General features: G+C 70.6%; 15 protein-coding genes. 5 read left to right on the forward strand and 10 right to left on the reverse strand.

The genetic code is table 11. The features are described 5' to 3' along the window. Positions 1-9: 9 nt before the first annotated feature. Complete coding sequence (locus C7389_RS05420; protein ID WP_133589122.1) at positions 10-552, forward strand: DUF421 domain-containing protein; 543 nt, start codon at positions 10-12, stop codon at positions 550-552. Between the two features lie 159 nt (positions 553-711). On the opposite strand, the gene C7389_RS05425 is transcribed toward C7389_RS05420, so the two are convergent. Beyond that, positions 712-1,005, reverse strand: coding sequence for a hypothetical protein (locus tag C7389_RS05425; protein ID WP_133589124.1), 294 nt, complete (start codon positions 1,003-1,005; stop codon positions 712-714). Between the two features lie 397 nt (positions 1,006-1,402). Between C7389_RS05425 and C7389_RS05430 the strand changes: the two genes are divergently transcribed. Then, positions 1,403-1,978: an HAD hydrolase-like protein gene (locus C7389_RS05430; protein ID WP_133589126.1), complete on the forward strand. Its 576-nt coding sequence runs from the start codon at positions 1,403-1,405 to the stop codon at positions 1,976-1,978. Between the two features lie 143 nt (positions 1,979-2,121). Here the strand turns inward: C7389_RS05430 and glgA are convergent, their stop codons facing one another. After that, positions 2,122-3,876 carry a glycogen synthase GlgA gene (gene glgA, locus C7389_RS05435; RefSeq protein WP_133589128.1) on the reverse strand — a complete coding sequence of 585 codons (1,755 nt, stop codon included), beginning with the start codon at positions 3,874-3,876 and terminating at the stop codon, positions 2,122-2,124. A gap of 62 nt (positions 3,877-3,938) precedes the next feature. Between glgA and glk the strand changes: the two genes are divergently transcribed. Continuing rightward, complete coding sequence (glk, locus tag C7389_RS05440) at positions 3,939-4,991, forward strand: glucokinase (protein ID WP_133589130.1); 1,053 nt, start codon at positions 3,939-3,941, stop codon at positions 4,989-4,991. Between the two features lie 344 nt (positions 4,992-5,335). Here the strand turns inward: glk and treY are convergent, their stop codons facing one another. The 8 genes from treY to C7389_RS05485 form a co-directional block, all read right to left on the reverse strand. Next, entirely contained in the window at positions 5,336-10,900 is a 5,565-nt protein-coding gene (gene treY, locus C7389_RS25365) for a malto-oligosyltrehalose synthase (RefSeq protein WP_246034636.1), read from the reverse strand. 93 nt (positions 10,901-10,993) lie between these two features. After that, positions 10,994-12,925, reverse strand: coding sequence for a malto-oligosyltrehalose trehalohydrolase (gene treZ, locus C7389_RS05455; protein ID WP_246034637.1), 1,932 nt, complete (start codon positions 12,923-12,925; stop codon positions 10,994-10,996). Further along, positions 12,922-14,136: a glucose-1-phosphate adenylyltransferase gene (locus tag C7389_RS05460; RefSeq protein WP_133589132.1), complete on the reverse strand. Its 1,215-nt coding sequence runs from the start codon at positions 14,134-14,136 to the stop codon at positions 12,922-12,924. The genes treZ and C7389_RS05460 overlap by 4 nt, the downstream gene beginning before the upstream one ends. A gap of 366 nt (positions 14,137-14,502) precedes the next feature. Beyond that, entirely contained in the window at positions 14,503-15,681 is a 1,179-nt protein-coding gene (locus C7389_RS05465; protein ID WP_133589134.1) for a DNA topoisomerase IB, read from the reverse strand. Between the two features lie 3 nt (positions 15,682-15,684). After that, positions 15,685-17,862: a glycogen debranching protein GlgX gene (glgX, locus tag C7389_RS05470; RefSeq protein ID WP_133589136.1), complete on the reverse strand. Its 2,178-nt coding sequence runs from the start codon at positions 17,860-17,862 to the stop codon at positions 15,685-15,687. Continuing rightward, on the reverse strand, positions 17,859-19,001 hold the full coding sequence (locus C7389_RS05475) for a zinc-binding metallopeptidase family protein (protein WP_133589138.1): 1,143 nt from the start codon (positions 18,999-19,001) through the stop codon (positions 17,859-17,861). Before C7389_RS05475 ends, glgX begins: the two co-directional genes overlap by 4 nt. After that, entirely contained in the window at positions 18,998-20,137 is a 1,140-nt protein-coding gene (locus C7389_RS05480) for a mechanosensitive ion channel family protein (protein ID WP_133589141.1), read from the reverse strand. Before C7389_RS05480 ends, C7389_RS05475 begins: the two co-directional genes overlap by 4 nt. After that, positions 20,137-21,759, reverse strand: a complete 1,623-nt coding sequence (locus C7389_RS05485) for a DUF4142 domain-containing protein (RefSeq protein WP_133589143.1) — start codon at positions 21,757-21,759, stop codon at positions 20,137-20,139. The genes C7389_RS05480 and C7389_RS05485 overlap by 1 nt, the downstream gene beginning before the upstream one ends. 698 nt (positions 21,760-22,457) lie before the next feature. Between C7389_RS05485 and C7389_RS05490 the strand changes: the two genes are divergently transcribed. Both C7389_RS05490 and C7389_RS05495 read left to right on the forward strand, forming a co-directional pair. Continuing rightward, positions 22,458-23,903: an RNA polymerase factor sigma-54 gene (locus C7389_RS05490; RefSeq protein WP_133589145.1), complete on the forward strand. Its 1,446-nt coding sequence runs from the start codon at positions 22,458-22,460 to the stop codon at positions 23,901-23,903. 27 nt (positions 23,904-23,930) lie between these two features. Further along, positions 23,931-24,497 carry a hypothetical protein gene (locus C7389_RS05495; protein WP_133589147.1) on the forward strand — a complete coding sequence of 189 codons (567 nt, stop codon included), beginning with the start codon at positions 23,931-23,933 and terminating at the stop codon, positions 24,495-24,497. Positions 24,498-24,500: the final 3 nt, after the last annotated feature.

The raw sequence follows: 24,500 nt of genomic DNA on the forward strand, positions 1-24,500 counted from the left end.
GCTGCCCACGTGTCGGTCGACTGGTACCAAGTCTTTGCCCTAAGCATGTCGCCGCTGGAGCTCCTGGTCCGCGGCTCAGCGATCTATCTCTTCCTCCTCGCTGCGCTGCGCTTCTTCATGCAGCGCGACGTCGGGGCGGTCGGCCTCGCCGATCTGCTGGTTCTCGTCCTCATCGCCGATGCGGCGCAAAACGCCATGGCGGGTGAATACCGCTCGGTCGGCGACGGTCTGGTGCTGCTCTCCACCATCCTAGGATGGAACGTTCTGTTCGACTATCTCGCCTTCCGTTTCCCCAAAGTGCGCCGCATCCTACAACCGCCTGCGCTCAAATTGGTGCACCGCGGCCGCATCCTCAGCCGCAATCTGCGCCGCGAATTCATCAGTCAGTCCGAGCTGTACGCCAAACTGCGCGAGCACGGTATCTCCCATCTCTCGCAGGTGCAGGCCGCCTTCATGGAGAGCGACGGCACCATCAGCGTAATTCGCCGCTCCGATACCGCGGGCGATGACGAAGGGGAAGACGGCGGCAATGCCCGCGACCGTCCGCTGTAAGCCCCACCGGCAGTTTCGCAGCCGCCGCCTGCCGCATGTGTGCCGCCTGAACACCTCGCGCCCCCGAACGCAGCACGGCCCCGGCCGCATGAAGGCGGTCGGGGCCAGGTAACAGGGAAGACCGCTCGGGCGGCAGCTGGCGAGGTAACAGTCCTTCCCCTACGGGTGCCGCCGTGGCCCTTTGGCCGGCGGTATCGCGCCACCATCCGGCGCGGCCGCCGAAGCACTCCACAGCAGCAGGCCGATCAGGCTGCCCAGGCACAGTCCCCCCACCGCGGCATACAGCGCAAAGGTGAGCGAGAAGCATGAAGCCATCAGGAAAGCGGCCACGCAGCCCACCAAGGCGCCATGCAGCATCTCCGTATAGAGGCTGGCTTGCTCTGCGGCTGCGGCCGGATGAAGCTGCCGGCAGGCGGCGAGGAAGCTTTCGCGGAGGTGGGCGAGCGGTTTCATGCTGGAGCCAGAAGCAGACTCCGTGCCACGCGCTCCCGCCCGGGCTCCGCCGCGCCCTTATTGGGTTTGCAGCGCCAAGGCGGGGGGGAAGAAGCCTGCGCGAAGCAGTAATTTTTTCCCAGGCTGGACGAAGTTACACGCCAGCCGGCACGAGCTTCCCGGCATGCCGGGACGGGATGAAACCGGCCTGCGGGGCACATCGATTGCCCCTTCGGACAGGTTCGCCGAACCTTGATCGAGGCGCAGCGCAGCCCTGCCGGAAAGAACATCGCCGCAAACAGCCCTTACGCCGGTCCGCAGCCCAAACAAGGCCAGTCCTGGGAGGCCCCATGCCCCTTGCCACCCGCGAGCCTCCGCCACGCCCCCGGCCCCTGGCCTCCTCCGCGGGGACAGGGCGATGAGCCCGCCGGCCGACGCCCGCGCGGTGCAGCCGGCGAACCGCGCGGTCTTCATCGATGAAGCCGGAGTGCTGCTGCATCCAGGCTGCGGCACGCTGCGAGCCGATGCCGGGCCCGCGCTGGCGCGGCTGCAGCGCGCCGGCTACCGGCTGGTGCTGATCGCCGCCCCGGATGCCGGCACTGCCGGCGAGCCCTGTGCGGTACCGCCCGTCGGCGCGCTGGCCGAAGCGCTGTCCCCGCACGGCGTCGTGCTCGACGCAAGTTATCGCTGCCCGCATGCGAAGCCGGCTGGCTGCGACTGCTGCCTGCCCGGCCCCAGCCTGCTGCTGCAGGCGGCGGAGGAGCTCGGGCTGGCGCTGAAACGCAGCTGGCTCATCGGCGACACCCCGGACGACATCGAGGCCGGCAGGCGCGCCGGCTGTCGCACGGTACTGCTGGATCTGGAAGCGGAAACGTCACCGCTGTGCCAGCCGGAGCATGTGGCCGCCAGCCTCACCGAAGCGGTGGCGGACATCCTCTCCACCCCGCCCGGCGCCCGCGGCGGACAGGCGGGGATAGAGGAGTGGACCGACTGAGCAGCCGAGCAGCCTGCCTTCAGCCAGCCGGGAACGGGCGCCGGCCGGCTGAGGGCGGAGGGATCCTGGCCTCGGCCGGCCGCCATCGCCTGCTCGACCGGCTTGACGAAGGTGACGGAGCGCCTGGCCCCGCCACGGCAGCGCTAGCCCGCTCCCCCTTTGCCTCCGCCGCCGCCCCGCGGCTCGGTTTCCACCTTGGGCGGTGGCGCCACGTTGCCCGCCTCCTGCTCCGCCAGTTCGGCCGCCTTGCGGCCGCCACGGCGTACGCCGGCCCCGGCCCGGCGAGGGCCTGCCAGCGTCTCCACCACCGCCACAGCCACCGTCTCCGGCATCTTCTTCCGGCCGCGGCCGGCGCCAGCGCCTCCCTCCCCTTCCTTGGCACCCTTGCCGCGGCCTTTCGCCTGGCTCCCCCTTCCGTCCTTCCCCTCGTCCTGCTCTTCCAGCATGGACCGGTACAAGCGCAGATAGCCGCGGGCGCTGGTGCTCCAGCCGAAGTCGCAGCTCATGCCGTTGCGCTGCAGCTGCACCCAGGCCGCCGGCTCGGCGCGTACCGCCGCCACCCGGTCCACCGTGGCGATCAACGCCTGGGCGGTCGGATCGTCGAAGACGAAGCCGGTGGCCTCGCCGGTCTCCAGCCCGGCCGGGGTGTAATCGCCCACCGAGTCCGCCAGGCCGCCGGTGGCACGCACGATGGGCGGCGTGCCATAGCGCTGGCTGTACATCTGGTTGAGGCCGCAGGGCTCGAAGCGGGAGGGCATCAGGAAGGCGTCGGCACCGGCCTCGATGCGGTGCGCCAGCGCCTCGTCGAAGCCTATCTTCACCGCCACCTTGCCCGGCCATTCCTTCTCCGCCGCCAGCAGCGCGTTCTCCAGCTTCTCTTCGCCGCTGCCCAGCACCGCCAGTTGCACCGGCCGCCCCAGCAACTCCGGCAGGGCCTCCAGCACCAGGTCCACGCCCTTCTGGTCGGTGAGGCGGCTGACGATGCCCAGCAGCAGCACCGCGTCGTCCTGCTCCAGCCCCATCTGTGCCTGCAACGCGCGCTTGTTGTCCGCCTTGGCCGCCAGGCTGTCGGCGTCGTAGTTGCTGACGAGGTGGGGATCGGTGGCCGGATTCCAGATGTCGGTGTCTATGCCGTTGAGGATGCCGCTCACGCGCGCGCTGCGGGTCTGCAGCAGGCCCTGCATGCCACAGCCCAGGTGCTCGCCCAGGATTTCTCCAGCATAGGTGGGGCTGACGGTAACGATGCGGTCGGCGTAGTACAGGCCGGCCTTGAGAAAGGACATATGGCCCCAGTACTCCACCCCCTCCACGCCCAGTGCGGAGTCCGGCAGGCCCAGCGCCGGGCCATTGTCCAGCGGGAAGATGCCCTGGAAGGCGAGGTTGTGAATGGCGACCACGCTGGGCGCCGGCCCCTCCAGGCCGAGCTTGAGGTAGGCCGGCGCCAGCGCCGCCGGCCAGTCGTTGCAGTGGAGCACGTCCGGCCGCCAGCCGAGCGGGCTCCCTGCGCTCGCCAGCTGGGCGGCGACGCGCGACAGCAGGCCGAAGCGCAGCACGTTGTCGGCATAGTCCAGGCCGTGGGCGTCCTGGTAGGGCCCGCCGCTGCGGGTGTACAGCGCCGGGCAATCCAGCAGCAGCGCCGGCACGCCGCTGGGCAGCTTGCCACGCAGCAGGCCGGCCGCCGGCAGCCCCGCCTCGGCCTCGAAAGCCGCCACCCGACGCAGGCCCTTCGCTTGCTCCAGCACGCTCGGGTAGGCGGGCATCAACACCCGCACATCCACCCCGAGGCCGAGCAGCGCGGCGGGCAGGCCGGCACTGACCTCGCCCAGGCCGCCGGTCTTGGCCCAAGGGGCGCATTCCGGGGTAACGAAAAGGATCTGCAGGGTACTGTTCTTGCTCATGACGACGTTCTCCAGGCCGCAGGCGGCGGCCTCAATCGCTCCAAGGGAAAAGGAAGGACAACATGATTCTGTGCGGTGACATCGGCGCCACCAAAAGCCTGTTCGCGCTCGCCGGGATGCGGGAAGGCGTCATCCACTTCGCCTTCGTGCAGCGCTACGAGAACCGCGCCTGGCCCAGCTTCGCCAGCCTGGTGGACGATTTTCTCGCCGCTGGCGCCGCGGCCACTGGCCGGCCGGTGGAGCTGGCCATGGCCGGCTTCGGCATCGCCGGCCCGGTGAGTGCCAGCGGCGTGTGCATGACCAATCTCGACTGGCACATCGGCGGCGACTCCCTGCGCACCCTGCTGGGCGGCGCGCCGGCCTGCCTGCTCAACGACTTCGAGGCCAGCGCCTGGGGCATAGGCGACCTGCCGCCGGAAGGCCGGCTGACGCTGCAGGCTGGCGAACCGGACACCGCCGCGCCACAGCTGGTGATAGGCGCTGGCTCCGGCCTGGGCGTGGCCTTCCGCCTGCCCGGCGATGGCGGCGGGCTGCGGGTGCTGCCCGGCGAAGGCGGGCACGTCGGCTTCGCTCCGCGGGATGCCCAGCAGGCGCGGCTGTGGCAGCACCTGCAGAGGCGCTTCGGCCGCGTCAGCGCGGAACACGTGGTATCCGGGCCCGGGCTGGCGCGCATCTATGAGTGGCTGCTGCCCCAGGGCGGCGAACGCCCCGCGCTGACCACGCCGGACAGCTCCCCCGCCCGCCCCGCCGGCAACGGCGCCGGGCGCGGCGATGCCGTATGGGAACGGGCGCAGGCGGGCGACCCGCAGGCGCGCGAGGCGGTGGAGCTGTTCGTCGATGCCTACGGCGCGGTCAGCGGCGACCATGCGCTCAGCGTGCTGGCGCGCGGCGGCGTGTTCCTCACCGGCGGCATTGGCCCACGGGTGTTGCCGGGCGCCGCTGCCAACCGCTTCCTCGCCGCCTTCCGCGACAAGGGGCCGCATATGGCGCTCATGGCAGGGCTGCCGGTGTACCTCGTCACTGATGAGCGCTTGCCACTGCTCGGGGCGGCCCGGGCTGCATGGCGGCTGGCGGGGGAAGGGTATGGCAAGGGGGAGATGGGGCGCGGGGAGTGAGCGCCGCGTGGAGGGAGAGTATCGGCTGGCAGTGCTGCTTTCAGTGGCTACATCACCCGTCGCCGAAATCCCGTGCAGATGAGCCAACCGCCCCGCCGGGGTTCTCCCTCCTCTCCCCTCGCGGGGGAGGGCTGGGGAGAGGGGGCGCTCCGCCAGGGGCGGCTGCGATCCAGGCTCGCGGACCTCTCCCCCTCTCCCCCGGCCCCCGCTCCGCGCCCCGGCCCTGTGGCCTGACAGCCGCAGGGCGCTGCGGCGGGCGAAGCAGTGCTTCGCTTTTCCGCCTATGCCCCCCGAGAGGATAGGGGAGAAAAGCGCATTCCCAAGCACTTGCCCGCCCCGCTCCACTACGCCTCTCCTCCGTTATCCCGCACCAGCAAGGCCAGGGGTAGCGGGCCGAAGACTTCGGCCACCGGCAGCGCTGCCGGGCCCTGCGGTCGGGGCGGGATGCGGCGGCCGGCGATGGCGTCGCGCCAGCCCATGCCTTCGCGCCGCCAGGGCATGGAGACCAGGGTGCCGGCCCAGGTGGCCGGGTCGCAGATGCGGGCTTCGTTACCGCCAGTGAGGCCGAACAGCAGCCGGGTGGCGATGACCACCACCGTCTCCCGGCCGAGCACGCGGGCGAAGGCGACCACATGGCGGGCGGCGGGGCCGCGCACGTCCAGCGGCACGTAGCGGCCGCAGCGCAGGGTGCGCTCGCAGCTCTCCCTCACCGCCAGCGCGCGCCACAGCAGGTAGTGCTTGAGGCGGCCGTCGGCCAGGTTCTCCAGCATTCCGGCCAGGCCGGCGGCATCGGCGCCATCGGGGAAATCCCGCTGCAGCCCGCTCAGGCGTTCGCGGGCGGCGTCGAAATCCACCGGGCGGCGGTTGTCCGGGTCCACCAGGCTGAAGTTCCAGCCCTCGCAGCCCTGGTAGATGTCCGGCACGCCAGGGGCGGTGAGCTTGAGCAGCAGCATGCTGAGGCTGTTGTAGGCGCCGTAGCGGGCGAGCACCGCCTGGAAGGGCTGGAAGTCGGCGAGGAAGCCGGCTTCGTCGGCCAGGGTGCGGCGCACGAAGGTGGCCAGCGCGGCCTCATAGGCGGGCTCGGGGTTCATCCAGCTGGTATGGCGCTTGGCCTCGCGCACCGCCTTCAGCATGTAGGCCTGGACGCGCTCGACCAGCTCCGCCTTCTCCGCCGCCGCCGGCGGCTGCCACGGCCAGATGCCGAGCAGGGTCTGGTAGAACAGGTATTCGTCGTTGGCCGAGGGCGCGGCCTGGTCGCCCACGCGGGTCTTGCGCCGCTCGTTGAGGCGGCGCCAGCGCCGCAGCGCGAGGCGCCAGGCGCCGGGCAGTTCGGAGAGCACGTCGATGCGGGCGCGCACGTCCTCCGAGCGCTTGCTGTCGTGGGTGGACGACGCCAGCAGGCCGAAGGGGTGGCTGCAGGCGATGCGCTCGTTGGCGATGTGGAAGTCTTCCACGCCGACGCCGAAGGTGCGCGGATCGCCGCCGACGTCGTTCAGCGACACCAGCCGGTTGTAGCGGTAGAAGGCGGTGTCTTCCATTGCCTTGGCCATCACCGGCGCGGTGAATTGCTGGAAGCGGCGGACGAAGCGCAGCTTGAGCCGGCGCAGCGCCGCATCCTGCTCGGTGGGGGCGGAGAGCAGCACGTCGCGCACGAAGCGCAGCACGCTGGCGTCGCCCGCCAGGCCGCGGGCGGCGGCCTCTTCCACCGCGCGCTCGATGTGGCGGCGGTCGGCGGCGGAAACGCCGCGCTCGCTGATGTAGCTGCGGTATACCGGGAAGGCGGCGATGACCTCGACCAGCGCGCCGCGCAGGCGGCTGCGGGTGAAGTCGCGGGTGCGGCGGTCGCGCTGGGCGATGGCGTGCAGCAGGTAGGCCAGCGTGCCCAGCTCGCCGGGCAGCGAGTGGGTCATGATGATGTGCTTGGCCTCCAGCAGCACCTCGCTGAAGTTGCGCGATTCGCCGGTGAAGGCGCGGTAGATGCGGTTGAAGCGCGACTCCTGCACCGGATCCACGAACAGGTTGTTGCTCAGGTTGGCGAAGCGGTAGCCGGTGCCGCCGTGGATGCGCCAGTCCGCCGGCAGTACCTCGAACTCGGCGAGGATCTTCTCCACCACCAGGTAGAGGGTGCGGTGCTCGTCGGTCACCGCGGGCCGCGCCGCCTGCTCCTTCCCGCCAGCGCTGGCCGGCGGCGGGAAGGGGGTGGCCAGGCCGCTGGCAGCGGCGCCCAGGTCGGTCCCCGGCGTGCTCACCGGCTCCGCGCCCTGCACCAGCCCCTCGGGGGAAACCGGCGCGCGCAGGAAGGTGCCGGCTTCGGCGTGCTGCCCGTCCCGCAGCGCCGCCTGCGCCGCGGCCCTGGCGCTCGCGCTCCGGTCCGCCCGCGATCTGCAGCTGGCCTCCGGCCCGTCCAGGGTCTCCTCCGCCGACAGCGACACCGCATTCCACGGTGTGATGCGGGCGTCGCGGGCGGCGTCCGCGTAGCGCGCCTGCAGGCGGTCGAAATAGGCGGCCGGGTCGGCGAGGCCGTCGGGATGGTCGATGCGCAGCCCGGAAACGCGTCCCTCGGCCACCCAATGCAGGATGCGGGCGTGGGTGGCTTCGAACACCGCCTCATGCTCCATGCGCAGCGCGGCGAGGTCGTTCACGTCGAAGAAGCGGCGGTAGTTGATGTCGTCCGCCGCCACCCGCCAGGAGGCGAGGCGGTAGGCCTGGCCAGACAGCAGCGCATCCAGCGCGTCGAAGCTCTCCGGCTCGCCGACGGTGCCCCGGAAGGCCGCCAGCGCCGCCTCGACCCGCCCGCGCACGCCCGGCAGGCGTTCGTACAGATCGGCCAGCAGCTTCTTGAACACCTCCTTGTTGCGCCTGCGCTCGGCCAGCGCCTCCGCGTCTTCCACCTCGCGCGGCGGCAGGTGACGCAGGGCCGCGAGCAGGGTTTCCAGTTCCACCTCGTCCCCCTGCTGGCCGTCGCCGCCCTCCTCCCGCGCGCCAGCCGGGGCGCCGGCCTCCAGGATGGCGGGATAGTCGCGCGGGTCGATGGGGAAGCGGTGCTGGTAGTACTCCACATAGAACTCGCCGCGCTCGGCGGCGAAGGCCAGCGCCAGCTCGCCGTTCTCCAGCACCAGGCCGTACTGGTCGCCCAGCACCGGCAGCAGCACCTTGCCGCGCAGCTCGGCGAAGGGCGGCTCCCAGTCGATGTCGAAGTGGTCGGCGTGGGCGGAGGCGGGGCCGTTCTCCAGCACGTCCAGCCACCATTCATTGTCGGCGCCGAGCACGCCGACGTGGTTGGGCACCACGTCTATCACCTGGCCCAGGCCAAGTTCCTCCAGGCGCTCGCAATAGCGGTCGAAGTCCTGCTCGCTGCCGATCTCCGGGTTCACCGCGTCGTGGTCCACGATGTCGTAACCGTGGCTGCTGCCCGGCCGCGCCTTGAGGAAGGGCGAGGCGTAGACGTGGCTGATGCCGAGGTCGGCCAGGTAGGGCAGCACCGCCTCGGCGGCAGCGAAGCCGAAATCCTTATGCATCTGCAGGCGGTAGGTGGCGCGCGGCACGTCGGCATGTTCGGGGTGGAAGTCGGCCGGGCCGCCGCTGACCGGCAGCGGCGTGCTGCGGCGCTCCTCCTTCATGGCCGACGCTACCGCGTGCCAGCGCAGGTCGGCGGCCAACTCGCCCAGGCTGGCGGATAGCCGCCTGCGCCAGTTGGGCTGCATTTCCTCGCTGGTGCCGGGCAGGTTCACCGCCGCCAGCTGGCCGAGCACGTCCTCCAGCTGCACCGCCGCCATCAGCGCCGGGCTGCGGGCAATGTAGCGGTACACCGCCGGGGTCAGCGCCGGCGGCGGGTCGCCGCCCTCTTCCGCGCTGCGGCGCTCGGCATCGGCGTCCAGCAAGCCTTCGGCGCCCAGGGCATCGAGCAGCGCATGGCGGTCGGCGCGGCGGCGGGCGATGTGGCGGTCGCGCAGCTCGGTGTCCGGGTAGATGCCGAGCTGGTCGCGCAGCAGCAAGTCGTAGCCTCGCCAGTAGCCGCGCAGCGTCGGCAGGTCGTGGGTGCCGACCACCGCCAGCGCGGCCGCCGGCCATTCGCCGGGTCGCCGGAAACCCTGGCCGCCTTCGCTGTATTCGAAATAGAACGGCCGGTAGGACAGCAGGCCGTGGCGGGCCATGGCCTCGCGTATGGCCGGCGGCACGATGCCGAGATCCTCGCCGATGACGATGCAGCGATGGCGCCGGCTCTCCAGGCACAGCAGGCGCATCAGCGGCTCCAGCGGGTAGCCGATATAGGCACCCACCGGCGGCTGGCCGTCGGCGCCGCGGACGGCCGGCAGCCAGAACAGGCGCAGCAGGCTCATCACATGGTCGATGCGCAGCGCGCCGGCGTGGCGCATGTTGGCGCGCAGCACGGCGCGGAAGCTGGCATAGCCCTCGGCGGCGAGCTGGCGCGGCAGCTGCGGCGGGAAGCCCCAGTCCTGCCCGGCCGGGTTGAGTTCGTCCGGCGGCGCACCGGCATGGGCGCCGAAGGCATGCAGCGACTGCCGCGCCCAGGTCTCGGAGCCGCCTTCGTTCACGCCCACCGCGAGGTCGCGGTAGAGGCCGATGCGCATGCCGCGCGCCCGCGCCCGCGAGGCCACCGCATGCAACTGGGCTTCGGCCTGCCACTGCAGGTATTCGAAGAATTCGATGCGCAGTTCGTTGTCCTGGGCGAAGGCTTCCACCGCGGCGCTGTCCGGGTCGCGGTACTCCGCCGGCCAGGTGGTCCAGCCCCACACCATCGGGTCGTCCGCATGGAAGTGGGCCTGCAGGGCGTCGAACAAGGCGTGCAGGCGCAGGCTGCGGCCGCCCTCGCGCTGGAAGTCGCGGAACAGGCCGGCGCGCTGGGTACCGCGCTCCAGGTGGGTGGCGCGGAAATGGCGGTAGAGCATTTCCAGCACTTCGAACTTGGCCGCCGCCACGCCGCGGTAGTCGATCTCGCCGCGGCTGCGCAGGGCGTCCAGGCGGGCGCGGAATTCGGCGGAGCCGGCCAGCTCGGCGGCAGCGGCACATTCGGCGAAGTCGCGCATGCCCTCGATGTCGATGTAGAGCACGTTCAGCCATTCGCGGCTGGAGGGGCTGTAGGGGCTGGCCCGCTCCGGGTCGTGGGGGAAGAGCGCATGCAGCGGATTGACGCCGACGAAGTGGGCGCCGGCATCCGCCGCCAGGTCCACCAGCCGGCGCAGGTCGCCGAAGTCGCCCACGCCCCAGTCGCGGGAAGAGCGCAGCGCATATACCTGCACCGCTGGCCCCCACAGCCGGCCACCGGCCGCCGGCTCGGCGCCGGGCAAGCAGGTGGCGGGGCAGATCGCCAGCCCGGCTTCCGCCAGTGGCTGGGAAGAGGAAGCGGAGTCGTACAGGAAAAGGCGGTGATAGCCCTGGGGCAGGTCCACCGGCAGGGTGATCTCCGCCTGGTAGAGCCGGGCCGGGCCCTCCACCGCGGTGGCGGCTTCGCCGGCCTCCCGCGCGGCGGCGTGCTCCCGTTCCAGGCCCACGCTTTCGACCGCGCGCACCGCCGCCGCGCCACGGCGCTCGGCGCCGTCTTCCAGCCGGATGCGCCACCACAGCCTGCCGCCCAGCAGGCCGGCGGGCAGGCGCGGATGCAGTTGCAGGGGCGGCGGCGCTGCCTCCAGCACCAGCATCGCCGGCAGCAGCTGGCTGGCGTCCTCCGCGCGCAGACGGGCGAGCTCGGCGGTGGCGCGGGCCTCGAGCGCCTCGCTGTCGGCCGGCGTGTCACCGCCCCCGCCGTCCGCGCCCAGCGGGTGGCCGAGGGCGGCGAGCAAGGCCAGCCGGCTGGAAAGGGGCACTTCGGTTCGCCTGCCCCAGGCATCCTCGAATGCGAGGTCCAGGCCGAGAAAACCGCACAAGGCATCCACGGCTTCACCCTTCATGGGCAGCTCTCCTGATCCGGAGCGTGGAACGTCGATGCCGCACGGCCGCCCCGGGCCAGCCGTGCAGCGCGGGTGAATGCACCGCGGCCAGCGTCATGGCGCCCTGCCCTCGTCCACCGGCAGCACATAGGCGCGCACCGCCCAGGGGCCGAGCCGGTCCGGCTCGGCGGCGTCGGCGCCGACGGCGGCGAAAGGCAGCACGCCGGGGCTGGGCAGCAGCGGCGAGGGCTTGTCGGAAAGGTTGGCGCGCAGCACGAGCGCGAAGCCGTCCACCGTGGTCCAGCGCAGGTCGAAGGCTTCGTCCCCGGCGAACTGCACGCCGCAGCGGCCGGGCACCAGCCAGGGCACCCGCGGTACCACCATGGTCCGGCGCAGCTCCAGCAGCTTGCGGTAGAAGGCCAGCCAGGCTTGCGCCTCGGGCTCTTCGCGGGCGATCCAGTCCAGCTTGCTGGCGCGGAAGGTGTCTTCGGCGCTGGGGTCGGGAATGCGCGCCACGTCGGCGCCGCTGAAGCGGCTGAAGCCGGCGAATTCACGCCTTCTGCCCTCTCGTACCGCAGTGCCCAGGTCGCCCTGGTAGTCGCAGAAATAGAGGAAGGGTGTGGTGGCGCCGGCCTCTTCGCCCATGAACAGCAGGGGTGGCGAGGGCGCCAGCAGTTGCAGCGCGATCAGGGCGCGCAGCCGCTCCGGCGTGGTGAGCGTGCTCAGCCGTTCGCCGAAGGCGCGGTTGCCGATCTGGTCGTGGTTCTGCAGGAAGTTCACGAAGGCGCTGGCCGGCAGGCTGGCGCTGGCTTCGCCGCGCACCGCGCCGTGGAAGGGCGAATGCTCGCCCTGGTAGGCGAAGCCCTCCGTCAGGCAGCGCGCCAGGTGCTGCACCGGGCGGTCGGCGTAGTCGGCGTAATAACCATCGCGCTCGCCGGTGAGGATCACATGGGCGGCATGGTGGAAGTCATCGTTCCACTGGGCGTCGTAGCGCCCCGGCGTGGCCGGCGGCGCCAGCAGGCTGGCGCGGTTGTCCACGTTCTCGAGCACCAGGTGCACATGGCGGTTGCCGATGCGCGAGCGCACCCGGATGGAAAGTTCCTCCAGGATGTGCGGCTTGCTGCTGTCGTGGATGGTCTGCACCGCGTCCAGCCGCAGGCCGTCGAAGCGGTACTCCTCCAGCCAGTAGAGGGCGTTGTGGATGAAGAAGGCCCGCACCGCCGGGCTGGCGGCGCCTTCATAGGCAATGGCGCCGCCCCAGGGGGTTTCATGCCCGGCGGTGAAGAACTGCGGCGCATACACGTGCAGGTAATTGCCCTCCGGCCCGAAGTGGTTGTAGACCACGTCGAGGAAGACCATCAGGCCGCGCCGGTGGGCCGCCTGGATGAAGTGCTTCAGCTCGTCCGGCGTGCCGTAGTGGGCGTGGGGCGCATAAGGCAGCACGCCGTCGTAGCCCCAGCCGCGCCGGCCGGCGCTTTCCGCCAGCGGCATCAGCTCGATGGCGGTGATGCCCAGCGCCGCCAGCTCGTCCAGCTTGTGCTCGGCGGCGGCGTACGTGCCTTCCGGGGTGAAGGAGCCGACATGCAGCTCGTAGAGCACCGCGTCTTCCCACGGCCGGCCCTGCCAGTCCTCGTCCCAGGCGAAGGTCGCCGGGTCGAGGATGACGCTGGGGCCGTGCACGCCGTCGGGGTTGAAGCGGGAGGCCGGGTCCGGCACCTCCAGCTGGCCGTCCAGGCGGAAGCAGTAGCGGTCGCCGGGGCGGGCCTCGGCCACCTTGCAGCTGTGCCAGCCGTCGGACTTGGCGCAGGCGTGCGCGCTGCGCTCGCCATTGGCGGGCATCAGGCACAACTCCACCCGCTTCTCCGCCGGCGCCCACAGGCGGAAGCGGTAGCCGGCCTCCGGGCTGGCGTCATCCACCGGGCGCGGGCCGAAGGGCATGCGATGTACGCAGGCCAGGCCTTGGGGGCCTGCACCGCCCTCGCCGTTGCCGGCGAAATGGCCGTGGCGGAGTTGCCGCCCGGCGACATGTCGGGTCCCTGTTCTCATGGCTTCAACTGCCCTTTGCCAACGACGACGACACCGCTGTCGCTGACGTGGAAGCGGGCGCGGTCGGCTTCGAGGTCGTAGCCGATGCGCATGCCGGGTGGAATGATGTTGTTCTGGTCGATGATGGCGCGCCGCACCTTGGCGCCGGCGCCGATCACGCTGCGGTCCATGACGATGGAGTCGGCCACCTCGGCGCCGACGTCCACCACCACGTCGCGCCGCAGCAGCGAGCGCTCCACCGTGGCGCGGCGGATGAGCACCCCGGCGCCGAGCGAGGCGCCGCGGATGTGGCCGTCATGCACCTGGGCGGCTTCGGTCTGGTCCGGCGCGGCATAGATGGGCCAGCGCGAGTTGGCCATGCAGAAGCGCGGCTCCTCGCCCAGGGTGTCGAAGTGGGCGTCGTAGTAGGCGTCTATCGTGCCGACGTCGCGCCAGTAGCCCTGCTCCTCGCTGTCCCGCACGCCGGGCACGCTGTTGGTGGAGAAGTCGTAGGCCATCACCCGGTGGGTTTCGCTCATGGCCGGCAGCAGGTTCTTGCCGAAGTCGTGGCCGCCCTTGGAGTGGGCGCGGGTGAGCGCGTCCACCAGCACATCGGTATTGAAGATGTAGTTGCCCATGGAGGCCAGCGCATGGTCGCTGCGACCGGGCATGGGCTCGGCCGTCTCCGGCTTCTCGCGGAAGTCGCGGATGCGGCCAGCGCTGTCGGTGCGGATGATGCCGAAGGAGCGCGACTGCTCCAGCGGCACCGGAATGGCGGCCACGGTGGCATCCGCGTTGTTCTCCAGGTGGTAGCGCGCCATCTGGCGGATGTCCATGCGATACACATGGTCGGCGCCGAACACCACCACCAGGTCGGGCTTCACCAGGTCGATCAGGTGCAGGTTCTGGTAGACCGAATCCGCCGTGCCCTGGAACCACTCGGGGCCGTGCTGCATCTGCGGCGGCACCACGGTGATGAAGTGATGCGGGATCACCGGGCTCATGACCCAGGACTTGCGGATGTGCTCGATCAGCGACTGGGACTTGTACTGCACCAGCAGGTAGATCGAGAAGATCTCCGAGTTGATCAGGTTGGAGAGCACGAAATCGACGATGCGATGACGGCCGTTGAACGGCACAGAGGGTTTGGAACGCTCTGCGGTAAGCGGATGCAGGCGGCTGCCTTCTCCCCCTGCCATGACAAATGCGAGTACGGACTTGCCGGCAATCATGATGCACCTCCTAGGGGCACCCGCAGCGACGGGGTGACGCAAGCGGGGCTGGATTGGGGAAAACATGGTGAAGAGGCTGGAAACACGGGTCTCCGGCCTCGGGATGAGGAAGGGGGTCGGGGGTGTTGCCCGCCCCCCTCGCGGGGAAGGGTTGGGGAGAGAGGGACGCCCCGCCGGAGGCGGCTGCGTTCAGGGCTCCCGGGCCTCTCCCCCTCTCCCCCGGCGCCCGTTCCGCGCCCCGGCCCTGCGGCCTGACGGCCTCCGGGCGCTCCGGCGGACGAAGCAGTGCTTCGCTTTTCCCCCTGTGCTCCACAAGGGGGGAGGGGAGAAAATCTGCGCTCATGACGTTCAGATGGCAGGCGGAGCTCATAGCTGCAGCTCCCTGCTCCCCATCCGGTTGGCGGGGGCAGCCTGGCGGGTGGGTTTCGTCGTCTGCCGGGTGGGGGCGGCCTTGGGCCGGGCCTTCTCGCGCCCTCCTTCCTCAAGCTGAACCACCGACTCCGCCAGTTGCGTCGCCACCGCTTTCTCCGCCACCGCAACCGCCTGCCGCTGGCGGCGCAATCCCCGCGCCAACAAGCGGCTGAGGGCCGCTTCGCTGGGGCACAGGCCGCCTTCCCCACCCGCCTCGCCGGCAACCAGTTCGCCGGCGAGATAGAGGTCGAAGATCACCGGGCAGATGTAGCTGGAGCGGGTCACCGCGGCGGTGTTGCCCAGTTGCGACGCCACCGCGCGCACGCAGCGCGACAGCATGCGGGCGCCGGTGCGCTGGCAGGTGGGTGCGCCCAGGGCGGTGAGGTACTCCGCCGCCTTCAAGGTGCCGCCCCAGGTGCGGAAATCCTTGGCGGTGAAGCGGCCCATGGCTTCGCGGATGTAGGCGTTGAGGTCTTCGGCCCGCACCTTGCGACGGCCGCCTTCCTCGTCCTCGTACTGGAACAGCGTGCTGCCGGGCAGCGCCAGCAGGCGGCCGATGAGCTGGGCCAGGGTGCGATCACGCACCGATTGCTCCTGCTCCACGCCGTGCTTGCCGCGGTAGTGGAAGACCACCTTGCTGCCTTCAACCCGTACATGCTGCTTCTTCAGCGTGGTGAGACCGTAGCTGCGGTAGCGGCGGGTGTAGTCGGCGCTGCCCACGCGCAGGTGGGCACGGTCCAGCAGGCGCACCAGCAGCGCCAGCACCTTGCGCCGCGGCAGGCCGCTGCAGCGCAGATCGGCGGCCACGCGTTCGCGCAGCTGCGGCAGGGCCTGGGCGAAACGGGCGAGGCGGCGCCATTTGCGCATCGCCTGCGCATGGATGAAATCCGGGTGGTAGCGGTATTGCAGGCGGCCACGGGCGTCGCGGCCGAAGGCCTGCAGTTCGGCGTCCGCGTCCGGGCTGACGTAGACCTCCTGGTAGGCCGGCGGCACCGCCAGCGCGGCGATGCGGGCGAGGCCGGCGGCGTCCTTGTACTCGCGGCCGTTGGGGCGCAGGTAGCGGAAGCCGCCTTCCGGCAGCGGCTCGCGGCGCAGGTAGCGTTGCTGCAGCAACTCGGTGGGGAGCGTAGCCATCGCTCAGCCCTCCCCGCCCAGGCGGGCCAGCAGCGCCGCCAGGCATTCGGCGGTGTCGCTGGCCGGCGCGGCGACGAAGAGGAGCAGCGAGCGGCCGCCGGCGGTGTAGTTGTCGCCAATGGTGAACATCGGGTAGCGCTCGCGCTCCGCCAGCCCGGTATCCAGCAGGCGGGTCCAGCGTTCTATGCCAGCGGCGGCGGGCAACGTCCATTCCACGCCTTCGTGGGCGGCGTTGAACACCAGCAGCACCACCGCGTCGGCGCAGGGTTCGGGGCCGGTGCCGAGGTGGGCGCGGCCGTCGGCCAGCATGCCGAAGCAGCGCATGTGCGGCTCGGCCCAGGCTTCGGGCTGCAGTTCGTTGCCCAGCGGATCCAACCAGATGACGTCGCGCAGTTCATGGGCGGGATCGCCGCCGGTGGCGAAGCGCGCCGGCCGCAGCACCGGCAGGGCCTGGCGGATGGCGAGCACACGGCGGGCGAAGGCGAGCAGCGCCCGGCCCTCGGCGGCGATGCCGGTCCAGTCCAGCCAGCTGATCTCGTTGTCCTGGCAGTAGGCGTTGTTGTTGCCCTGCTGGCTGCGGCCGAACTCGTCGCCGGCCACCATCATCGGCGTGCCCTGGGCCAGCAGCAGGGTGGCGAGCAGGTTGCGCTTCTGCCGCTCGCGCAGTTCGAGGATGGCGGGATCGTCGGTCGGGCCTTCGGCGCCGCAGTTCCAGGAGCGGTTGTCGGCGTGGCCGTCGCGGTTGTCCTCGCCGTTGGCCTCGTTGTGCTTGTCGTTGTAGGAAACGAGGTCGTGCAGGGTGAAGCCATCGTGGGCGGTGATGAAATTGACGCTGGCCCAGGGCCGGCGGCCGCGGTGGTTGAAGCGGTCGGCAGAGCCGGCCAGGCGGGTGGCGAGGCCGGCGGCCTGGGCTTCGTCGCCGCGCCAGAAGGCGCGCACGGTGTCGCGGAAGCCGTCGTTCCATTCCGCCCAGCCCGGCGGGAAGTTGCCCGGCTGGTAGCCGCCGGGGCCGCAGTCCCAGGGTTCGGCGATGAGTTTGACGCGGTTGAGCACCGGGTCTTGCCGGCAGGCGTCGAGGAAGCCGCAGCCGGGGTCGTAGCCGCCGTCTTCGCGGCCGAGGATGGTGGCGAGGTCGAAGCGGAAGCCGTCCACCTCCATCTGCTGCACCCAGTAGCGCAGGCTGTCGAGGATGAGCTGCACCACCCGCGGGTGGCTCTGGTTCACCGTGTTGCCGGTGCCGGTGTCGTTGATGTAGTAGCGGCGGTCTTCCGGGTTCAGGCGGTAGTAGGAGGCATTGTCCAGACCCTTGAAGCTGAGCGTGGGGCCCAGCTCGTTGCCTTCGGCGGTGTGGTTGTAGACCACGTCCAGGATGACTTCGAGGCCGGCGTCATGCAGGCGGGCGACCATGTCGCGGAACTCCTGGATGCCGCCGCCGGCGAGGTAGCGCGGCTCCAGCGCGAAGAAGCCGATGGAGTTGTAGCCCCAGTAGTTGCGCAGGCCCTTGTCGGTGAGATAGGCGTCGTCCACGAAGGCATGGATGGGCAGCAGTTCCACCGAGGTGACGCCCAGCGCCTTGAGGTGGTCGATCATGGCTGCGGTGCCCAGGCCGGCGAAGGTGCCGCGCAGGTCCGCCGGCACCGCCGGATGCAGCCGGGTGAGGCCGCGCACATGGGCTTCGTAGAACACGGTGCGCTCCCACGGCACCCGCGGCGCCGGCCGCGGCGGCGTCACCGGGGCGAGGCCGGGCGCGGTGACGCGGGCCTTGAACATGGACGAGGCACTGTCGCGCTTGTCGAAGCCGGCGCCGGGCTGCTTGCGGTTGCGCATGTCATAGCCGAACAGCGAGGGCCCCCAGCGCAGGCGGCCGACCAGTTCGGTGGCATAGGGGTCGAGCAGCAGCTTGTTGGGGTTGAAGCGGTGGCCGTGCTCCGGCACGTAAGGGCCGTGGGCGCGGTAGCCATACACCAGGCCGGGGCCGGCGCCGGGCAGGAAACCGTGCCAGACCTCGTCGGTGAGTTCCGGCAGATCGACCCGGCCGACTTCGTTGCGCCCGGCTTCATCGAACAGGCACAGCTCGATGCGGCTGGCGTGGGCGGAGAAGACGGCGAAGTTCACGCCATCGCCGGTCCAGGTGGCGCCCAGCGGATACGGCAGGCCGGCGGCGAGATGGAGTTCTCTCATGCTGCCCCCCCAGGCGGGATTTCTGCGGCCGGATCGGCGGGCGGCGTGCCGGCGGGCGCGGCGGCCGCGGTGGCGGCCTTGGCCTCCTCCACCACCTGGTGCACGAAGCACAGCTTGTCCAGCACCACGGTGGCGATCACGAAGGGGTAGGCATCGCCCTGCCCCAGGCTGCGGCCCATGCTGTTGAGGAACTGGCTGAGGGGCAGCCATTGCTCCAGCAGCACCTGGCGGAAGGGCCGGCCGCTGCCGCCCACCGCCGGCACGTCGGCCGGGCCGCCGGCGGCCTGGTCGGAATGCAGGGCGAAGCCCCAGTGGGCGGCGGTGTCCAGCGCGTCGGTGATGTGCAGGTAGTGGGCCCAGGTCTCCGCCCAGTCTTCCCACGGGTGCATGGTGGCGTAGGCGCTGATGTGGCGTTCCGCCCAGTCGGCCGGCGCACCGTTGGCGTAATGGGCGGCGGCGGCGGCGGCGTAGTCCTGCGTCTCGTCGCCGAACAGGGTGCGGAAATCCTGCAGCCGCGGGCCCTTCGCAATGAGACGGTCCCAGTAGTAGTGGCCGATCTCGTGGCGGAAATGGCCGAGCAGCGTGCGGTAGGGCTCGCCGAGTTCGACGCGGCGGGTTTCGCGGGTGCCGTCGTCCGCCTCGGCGATGTCCAGGGTGATGGTGCCGTGCAGGTGGCCAGTGGTGGCCTTCTCGCCGTTGCCGCCGCGGAAGTGGAACAGCAGCGGCACGCTGCCGTTCTCGTCATCCACCGGCAGGCCGAGGCGGTAGAGGGAATAGAACAGCCGGCGCTTGGCTGCCTCCAGCTTGAACCAGGCGGCCTTGCTGTCGGGGTCGTCCACCGCGATGGCTTCGCTGTCTTCGGTATGGCGGCAGCAGCGGCACAGGGCCTTGCCCTCCTCCACCCGGCTCATCCAGTTGCAGACCTGGTGCTGGCTGTAGTTGGCGCAAGGCTGCCAGTCGAATGGATTCACCAGTGCGGCATCCACGCCCAGCCGGCGCCAGGCGCCGTCCTCCTGGATCTCGAAGGCGGCAATCGCGAGTTCTTCCGGCACGAAGCCCAGGGCGGCGCCGCAGTTGCCGCAGTTGCTGTTCTCGAAGAAGGCGACGAAGCCGCAATTGGTGCAGTGGAAGGTCTTCATGGCGCCGGCGCCTGCGCGCCCTCCGTCAGGTTCGTTGGCCGCTGGGCGGGCGTGTTCTCGGGGGCGCCGGGCTGGTCCAGCCTGTCGCTGCGGTCCAGGGTGGCGCGCACCTGAGGCAGCCATTCGGCGTAGTTGTCCTGCATGTAGGCGATGAGCTGCTCGCGCACCTTGCAGCGCAGGTCCCAACCGCGGCCGGCGTCGCGGGTGCTGACCAGCGCGCGCAGCTGCATGGACTTCTCGCTGAAATCGGTGACCTGCAGCACGCAGACGCGGCCATCCCACTCGGGCGCGTCTTCCAGGATGCGTTTGAGCTGCTCGCGCAGCGGCTGGACGGGCATGCGGTAGTCCACCCACAGGAAGACCGAACCGATGAGGTCGGAGGTGCGGCGCGTCCAGTTCTGGAAGGGGTTCTGGATGAAGTACTCCAGCGGCACGATGAGGCGGCGGTCATCCCAGATGCGCACCACCACATAGGTGCCGGTGATCTCCTCCACCCTGCCCCATTCGCCCTCGACAATGAGCACGTCGTCCACCCGTATGGGCTGAGCGAGGGCGATCTGCAGGCCGGCGATGAGGTTGCCCAGCACCGGCCGCGCCGCCAGGCCAGCAACGATGCCGGCGAGGCCGGCGGAAGCCAGCAGGCTGGCGCCGATCTGGCGCACATTGGGGAAGGTCATCAGCATGGAGCCGAGACCCAGCAGGCCGACGATGAACATGGCGGTGCGCGCCAGCACCCGCACCTGGGTCTGCACGCTGCGGGCACGCAGGTTGTCCGCCGCGTCGGTGGGATGGCGGGCGACCACGTCGTCGGCAAAGGCGGCGATGAACCGGATGACGAACAGCGTCACCAGCAGGATCACCGCGATGGACATCAGCTGCCGCAGGCCGACCAGCACGCCGGCCGGCACCGCGGCGTCGGCCAGGGCGACATGGATGAAGAGCAGCGGCAGCAGGATCTGGGTGGGCCGGCGGGTGTATTCCAGCACCCGCTCGGCCGGGGAGAAGCGGCGGAACAGGCGGCGGGCCACCCGGTCCAGTACGGCATGCACCAGTAGCCCGACCAGCGCTGCCGCCGCGCATTGCAACAGCAGCGCAAGCCAGGGCCGGCTGGCGATGAAGTCGCCCACTACCTCCATCAGCGGCCCCCCTTCTCTTCATCGGCGATGAGCGGCTGGATCTTGCGCAGCTCATCCAGGTGCCCATGCAGCACCTTCACTCGCTGGTCGGCATAGGCGCGCAGCTCCTGGTCCTTGCCTTCGCGCACCTGCTGCTCGTACAGGGCGATGCTTTCCTGGTGGGCGGCGACGCCGAAATGGCGCATGAAGGCGGCATCCAGCCGGGGGCCGGAGAGCTGGCGCATTTCGTCCAGCTGGGCACGCTCACGGTCCTGGATCTCCTCCCGCACGGTGATGCCGCGGGCGCTGGCAAGCTTGGCCAGGTGTACGTTGGCCTGCTGGTGATCCACCACCATGCGCTCGCCGAAGCGCTTCAACCGCGCATCCGAGCTGCCGGCGGCAATAATGCGGCCGGCCTCCATCTCGCCCAGTCCACGCGACATGGCGATGGTGACGAAGTGGGCATCGGCCTGGTTGAGCTGCATCTGCGGCTGGGCGGCTGGCTTCACCTGGGACGGGGCTGACTGCGCCTGTGTCCGGTGGAAGTGGGCGCCCTGATGGACCGGCGAGTAGGCGAGCACCGGACCGCTGTGCAGGCCGGTCAGCAAGCTGGGCACGGCCGCCGGCGCCCTGGAGCCGGGACCCGCCGGCGAGGCACCGGGCGACATGGAGCCCCCGCCGCTTCCTCCCGGCGTGCCGCCCGGGGCGGTGGGGGTACCGCCCGGGGCGGTGGTGCCGCCAGGCGCGGTGCCACGGCTACCCGGCGCTGTGGTCCCCGGCGAGCGGGTGCCCGGCGCGGTCGTTCCGGGGGATCGGGTGCCGGGAGCGGTTGTACCGGGAGCGGTTGTACCGGGGGTGGTCGTGCCCGGCGTAGTCGTGCCCGGGGTGGTCGTGCCCGGGGTGGTCGTGCCCGGCGTGGTCGTGCCTGGCGTGGTCGTGCCCGGGGTGGTCGTGCCCGGGGTGGTCGTGCCCGGGGTGGTCGTGCCCGGGGTGGTCGTGCCCGGGGTAGTCGTTCCCGGGGTGGTCGTGCCCGGCGTGGTCGTGCCCGGCGTGGTCGTGCCCGGGGTAGTCGTACCCGGCGTGCTCGTTCCCGGCGTGGTCGTACCTGGCGTGGTCGTACCCGGGGATGTCGTTCCCGTCCCACCTTGCCCAGTGCCGGTACCACTGCCGCCCTGGCCGGTGCCACCAGGCGCCGGGGCGAGTTGTACCAGGTGCAAACGCGGATGCATGGCGACATAAAGGGCATCGCCCAGCGAGGAGCTGGGCTGGCCGCGCTGCCCCTCGCCGGCGCCTTGCGGGCTGGCGGGGTTGCCGGAGTCCTGCATCGGCGGGTTGGGGTTGTCCTCGTGCGGAGTCTGGCGCGGATCTTCCGGGGTCTGATCGGGTGCGCGCGGCACTTGATCGGGATTGGGGGCGAGCGGCTGCGGGTCTTCCGGGCCGCCACTGGCGGGCGGAGGATTGGAATCCGAACGCGGCACACCCTGGCTGCCCGGCGGCGGCACATCCGGCGGCGCGGCGGGCGGTACCGTGGGCGTGGCGGGCGAAGCCGGGGGCGTTGCCGGAGCCTCCGCGGGCTGACGGTCGCAGGCCGTAAGAACGCCGCCCAGCGCCGCCAGCGCGGCGAAGTGGCGAAGTCGTCTCATGTCCATTGCTGGTCCTCCTGTCTTGGGGATTGCCGCAGTGCGATCCCCTTCTGTTGGCCGCCTGATTTCATGCCCCGTGCAAGCGGGCTGGCGGCTTTGGCGAGCCCCTACCCTGCATTCGGCGTGCCCGCCTTGTTCTGCTGCGCCGGGAAAGCATGGATAAAGGCATGCGGGCGCGACTGCCCGGAATGGGTCATCACCCTGAAAACAGCGGCATACAGCCGCCTCAGCGCCGGTGCGAAGCCAAGGCGCGGATTGCGGCGCCGCATCAAACGGCGGCGGGAAGAAGGGCCCGGCTACCGGCCTCGGGAAGCGGCCGGTGGGAAAAAAAGTCATCGCACAGGAAAAAACGACTTACATTCGGGCGCGCCGGATTTAGTGATCCCGCAACAAAGGAAGAACACCCTCTGCCCTGCGCGAGGGGAGAAGCGGATGACGTTGGGGACCCCCAAGGCCAGGAGCCGAATCCGAATCCATGCCAGAGACATGGAACTCACAGCCATGCCGGAGGTATGGCCGAAGTCATGACTCTCCGGAAATTCTTACTGCCGGCATGTAAAACGTTCCGGGAAATTCAATTGCTCGCGGCCCTGGATCCCAGTGAATACAAGGAAAATCTCACTGGCATGGTCCTTGCGGAAGTCGGAGGCCCACCGCGTCCCCCTTCGCGGTAGAAGAGATCGGAGCAAGGAGACGTCATGAGCCTCGGAATGGAATTACGCCTGCGACAGCATCTGGCCATCACGCCCCAGATCCAGCAGGCCCTCCGGCTATTGCAGTTGTCATCGCAAGAGTTTTCACAGGAAGTCGAGCAAGCGGTCACCAGCAACCCTTTCCTCGAGGAAGACCCGGAAGCGCCCCCCCAACCTTCCGCAGCAATCGCGATGCCGGCCCCGTCGGAGACCACGGTGTCCACGCCGGACAGCATGGAATCCGGCGAAGCGCCGATGCCGATGGCGCTGCACGAGATAGGCCGCTCCGGCGGCGGCAGCAGCGGCGACGAGGAGAACGACTGGACGGAGTGGACCGAGTCACCCATCTCGCTGCGCGAGAATCTGCGCACCCAGCTGCAGCTGTCGCCGATGAGCGACCGCGACCGCACGCTGGCCTACATGATCATCGACGAGCTCACCGATGCCGGTTACCTGGAGACGCCGCTGGAGGAACTGGCCGAGCTGATCTCACCGGAAGAGGAAGTGGATGTCTGCGAACTGAGCGCCGCGCTCAAACTCGTGCAGCAGCTGGACCCGCCCGGCATCGGCGCCCGCTCCCTGCAGGAATGCCTGCAGTTGCAGCTGCAGGTGCTGCCGGAAGACACCCCCGCGCTGCCGCTGGCAATGGCGCTGGTCAATGAACATTTCGATCTGCTGGCCAAGCGCGAATTCACCCGCCTGCAGCAGATCCTGGAATGCGACGAGGACGCCCTGCACAGCGCCCGCGCCCTCATCCGCACGCTGGAACCCCGCCCCGGCCGCGTCTTCGCGCCGGACAACACCCGCTACGTGGTGCCGGACATCATCGTCACCAACCAGCGCGGCCGCTGGGTGGCGACGCTGAATCCGGCGGTGCAGCCGCAGGTACGGATCAACCGCGCCTACGCCGACATCGCCGCCGGCCGCAACGGCGGCGGCTCCTTCTCCCGCCTGCTGCAGGAAGCGCGCTGGCTGCTGCGCAACGTGGAGCAGCGCTTCAACACCATACAGCGGGTGGCCGACGCCATCGTCGCCCGCCAGCGGGTGTTCTTCAGCTACGGGGAGGCGGCGATGAAGCCGATGGCGCTGAAGGACATCGCCACCGAACTGGGGCTGCACGAATCCACCGTCTGCCGCGTCACCAACGGCAAGTACATGGCCACACCGCGCGGCCTGTTCGAGTTCAAGTACTTCTTCTCTCGCCAGCTGGCGACCGAGGACGGCGGCAGCTGCTCCGCCACCGCCATCCGCGCGCTGATGAAGGAGCTGATCGCCGCCGAAGATCCACAGACGCCGCTGTCCGACGCCCAACTCGCCCGCATGCTCGCCGAGCAGGGCCTGAAACTGGCCCGGCGCACGGTGACCAAGTACCGCACGCTGATGCGCATACCCAGCGTGGAGCTGCGCCGCGTCGCCGGCCGCGGGTCCCACGTCGAAGCCAACGCCGCCTGAGCGGCGCCACCACAGGAGGGAGGCATCATGACCGCGATCATTGCCGCACACTTCGCCCACGTCGAACACATGCACGAGGCCACCGCGCAGCTGCGCGCCCAGGGCTTCAGCCGGGACGAGTACGCAACCTACTTTCTCAACCCCCCGGGCCAGCACGGCCTCTACCACCTGGGCGGCGATGCCGCCAGCGATGAAGGCACCCGGAAGGCCGGCAAGAATGCCACCGCCGGCGCCGTGGCCGGCGGCGCCGCCGGTGCCATCGTCGGCACCATAGGCGGGCCGATGGGCATGCTCGCCGGCGCCGGCGCCGGCGCCTACCTGGGCGCCCTGGCCGGCGCCCTGCGGGCGGCGGACGCCCCCGAACCGGCGAAGGCCAGCACCGAGGCCCCGGCCGAACCGCCCGGCGGCCCGATGGTGGCGGTGAACGTCGACAAGCCCGGCGCCGAGGCGGCCGCCGTTGCCATCCTCGGTCGCTGCCATGCACGCCAGATCGACCGCGCCAACGGCGAATGGCGGGATGGCGACTGGCTGGATTTCGACCCCCGCGAACCCATCCAGACCCTGCTGCGCCAAGGCCAGGGCCAGGGCCGGTGAGCA

It is taken from the genome of Azoarcus indigens (assembly GCF_004361735.1).
Classification (GTDB): Bacteria; Pseudomonadota; Gammaproteobacteria; order Burkholderiales; family Rhodocyclaceae; genus Azoarcus; species Azoarcus indigens.

Excerpts from the sequence above, each read along its gene's own strand:
- treZ (WP_246034637.1), bottom strand. The coding sequence starts at position 12,925 with ATGAGAACAGGGACCCGACATGTCGCCGGGCGGCAACTCCGCCACGGC.
- C7389_RS05480 (WP_133589141.1), bottom strand. The coding sequence starts at position 20,137 with ATGGAGGTAGTGGGCGACTTCATCGCCAGCCGGCCCTGGCTTGCGCTG.
- C7389_RS05485 (WP_133589143.1), bottom strand. The coding sequence starts at position 21,759 with ATGAGACGACTTCGCCACTTCGCCGCGCTGGCGGCGCTGGGCGGCGTT.
- C7389_RS05475 (WP_133589138.1), bottom strand. The coding sequence starts at position 19,001 with ATGAAGACCTTCCACTGCACCAATTGCGGCTTCGTCGCCTTCTTCGAG.
- glk (WP_133589130.1), top strand. The coding sequence starts at position 3,939 with ATGATTCTGTGCGGTGACATCGGCGCCACCAAAAGCCTGTTCGCGCTC.
- C7389_RS05490 (WP_133589145.1), top strand. The coding sequence starts at position 22,458 with ATGAGCCTCGGAATGGAATTACGCCTGCGACAGCATCTGGCCATCACG.
- C7389_RS05425 (WP_133589124.1), bottom strand. The coding sequence starts at position 1,005 with ATGAAACCGCTCGCCCACCTCCGCGAAAGCTTCCTCGCCGCCTGCCGG.
- C7389_RS05495 (WP_133589147.1), top strand. The coding sequence starts at position 23,931 with ATGACCGCGATCATTGCCGCACACTTCGCCCACGTCGAACACATGCAC.
- C7389_RS05465 (WP_133589134.1), bottom strand. The coding sequence starts at position 15,681 with ATGGCTACGCTCCCCACCGAGTTGCTGCAGCAACGCTACCTGCGCCGC.
- C7389_RS05460 (WP_133589132.1), bottom strand. The coding sequence starts at position 14,136 with ATGATTGCCGGCAAGTCCGTACTCGCATTTGTCATGGCAGGGGGAGAA.
- glgX (WP_133589136.1), bottom strand. The coding sequence starts at position 17,862 with ATGAGAGAACTCCATCTCGCCGCCGGCCTGCCGTATCCGCTGGGCGCC.
- glgA (WP_133589128.1), bottom strand. The coding sequence starts at position 3,876 with ATGAGCAAGAACAGTACCCTGCAGATCCTTTTCGTTACCCCGGAATGC.
- treY (WP_246034636.1), bottom strand. The coding sequence starts at position 10,900 with ATGAAGGGTGAAGCCGTGGATGCCTTGTGCGGTTTTCTCGGCCTGGAC.
- C7389_RS05430 (WP_133589126.1), top strand. The coding sequence starts at position 1,403 with ATGAGCCCGCCGGCCGACGCCCGCGCGGTGCAGCCGGCGAACCGCGCG.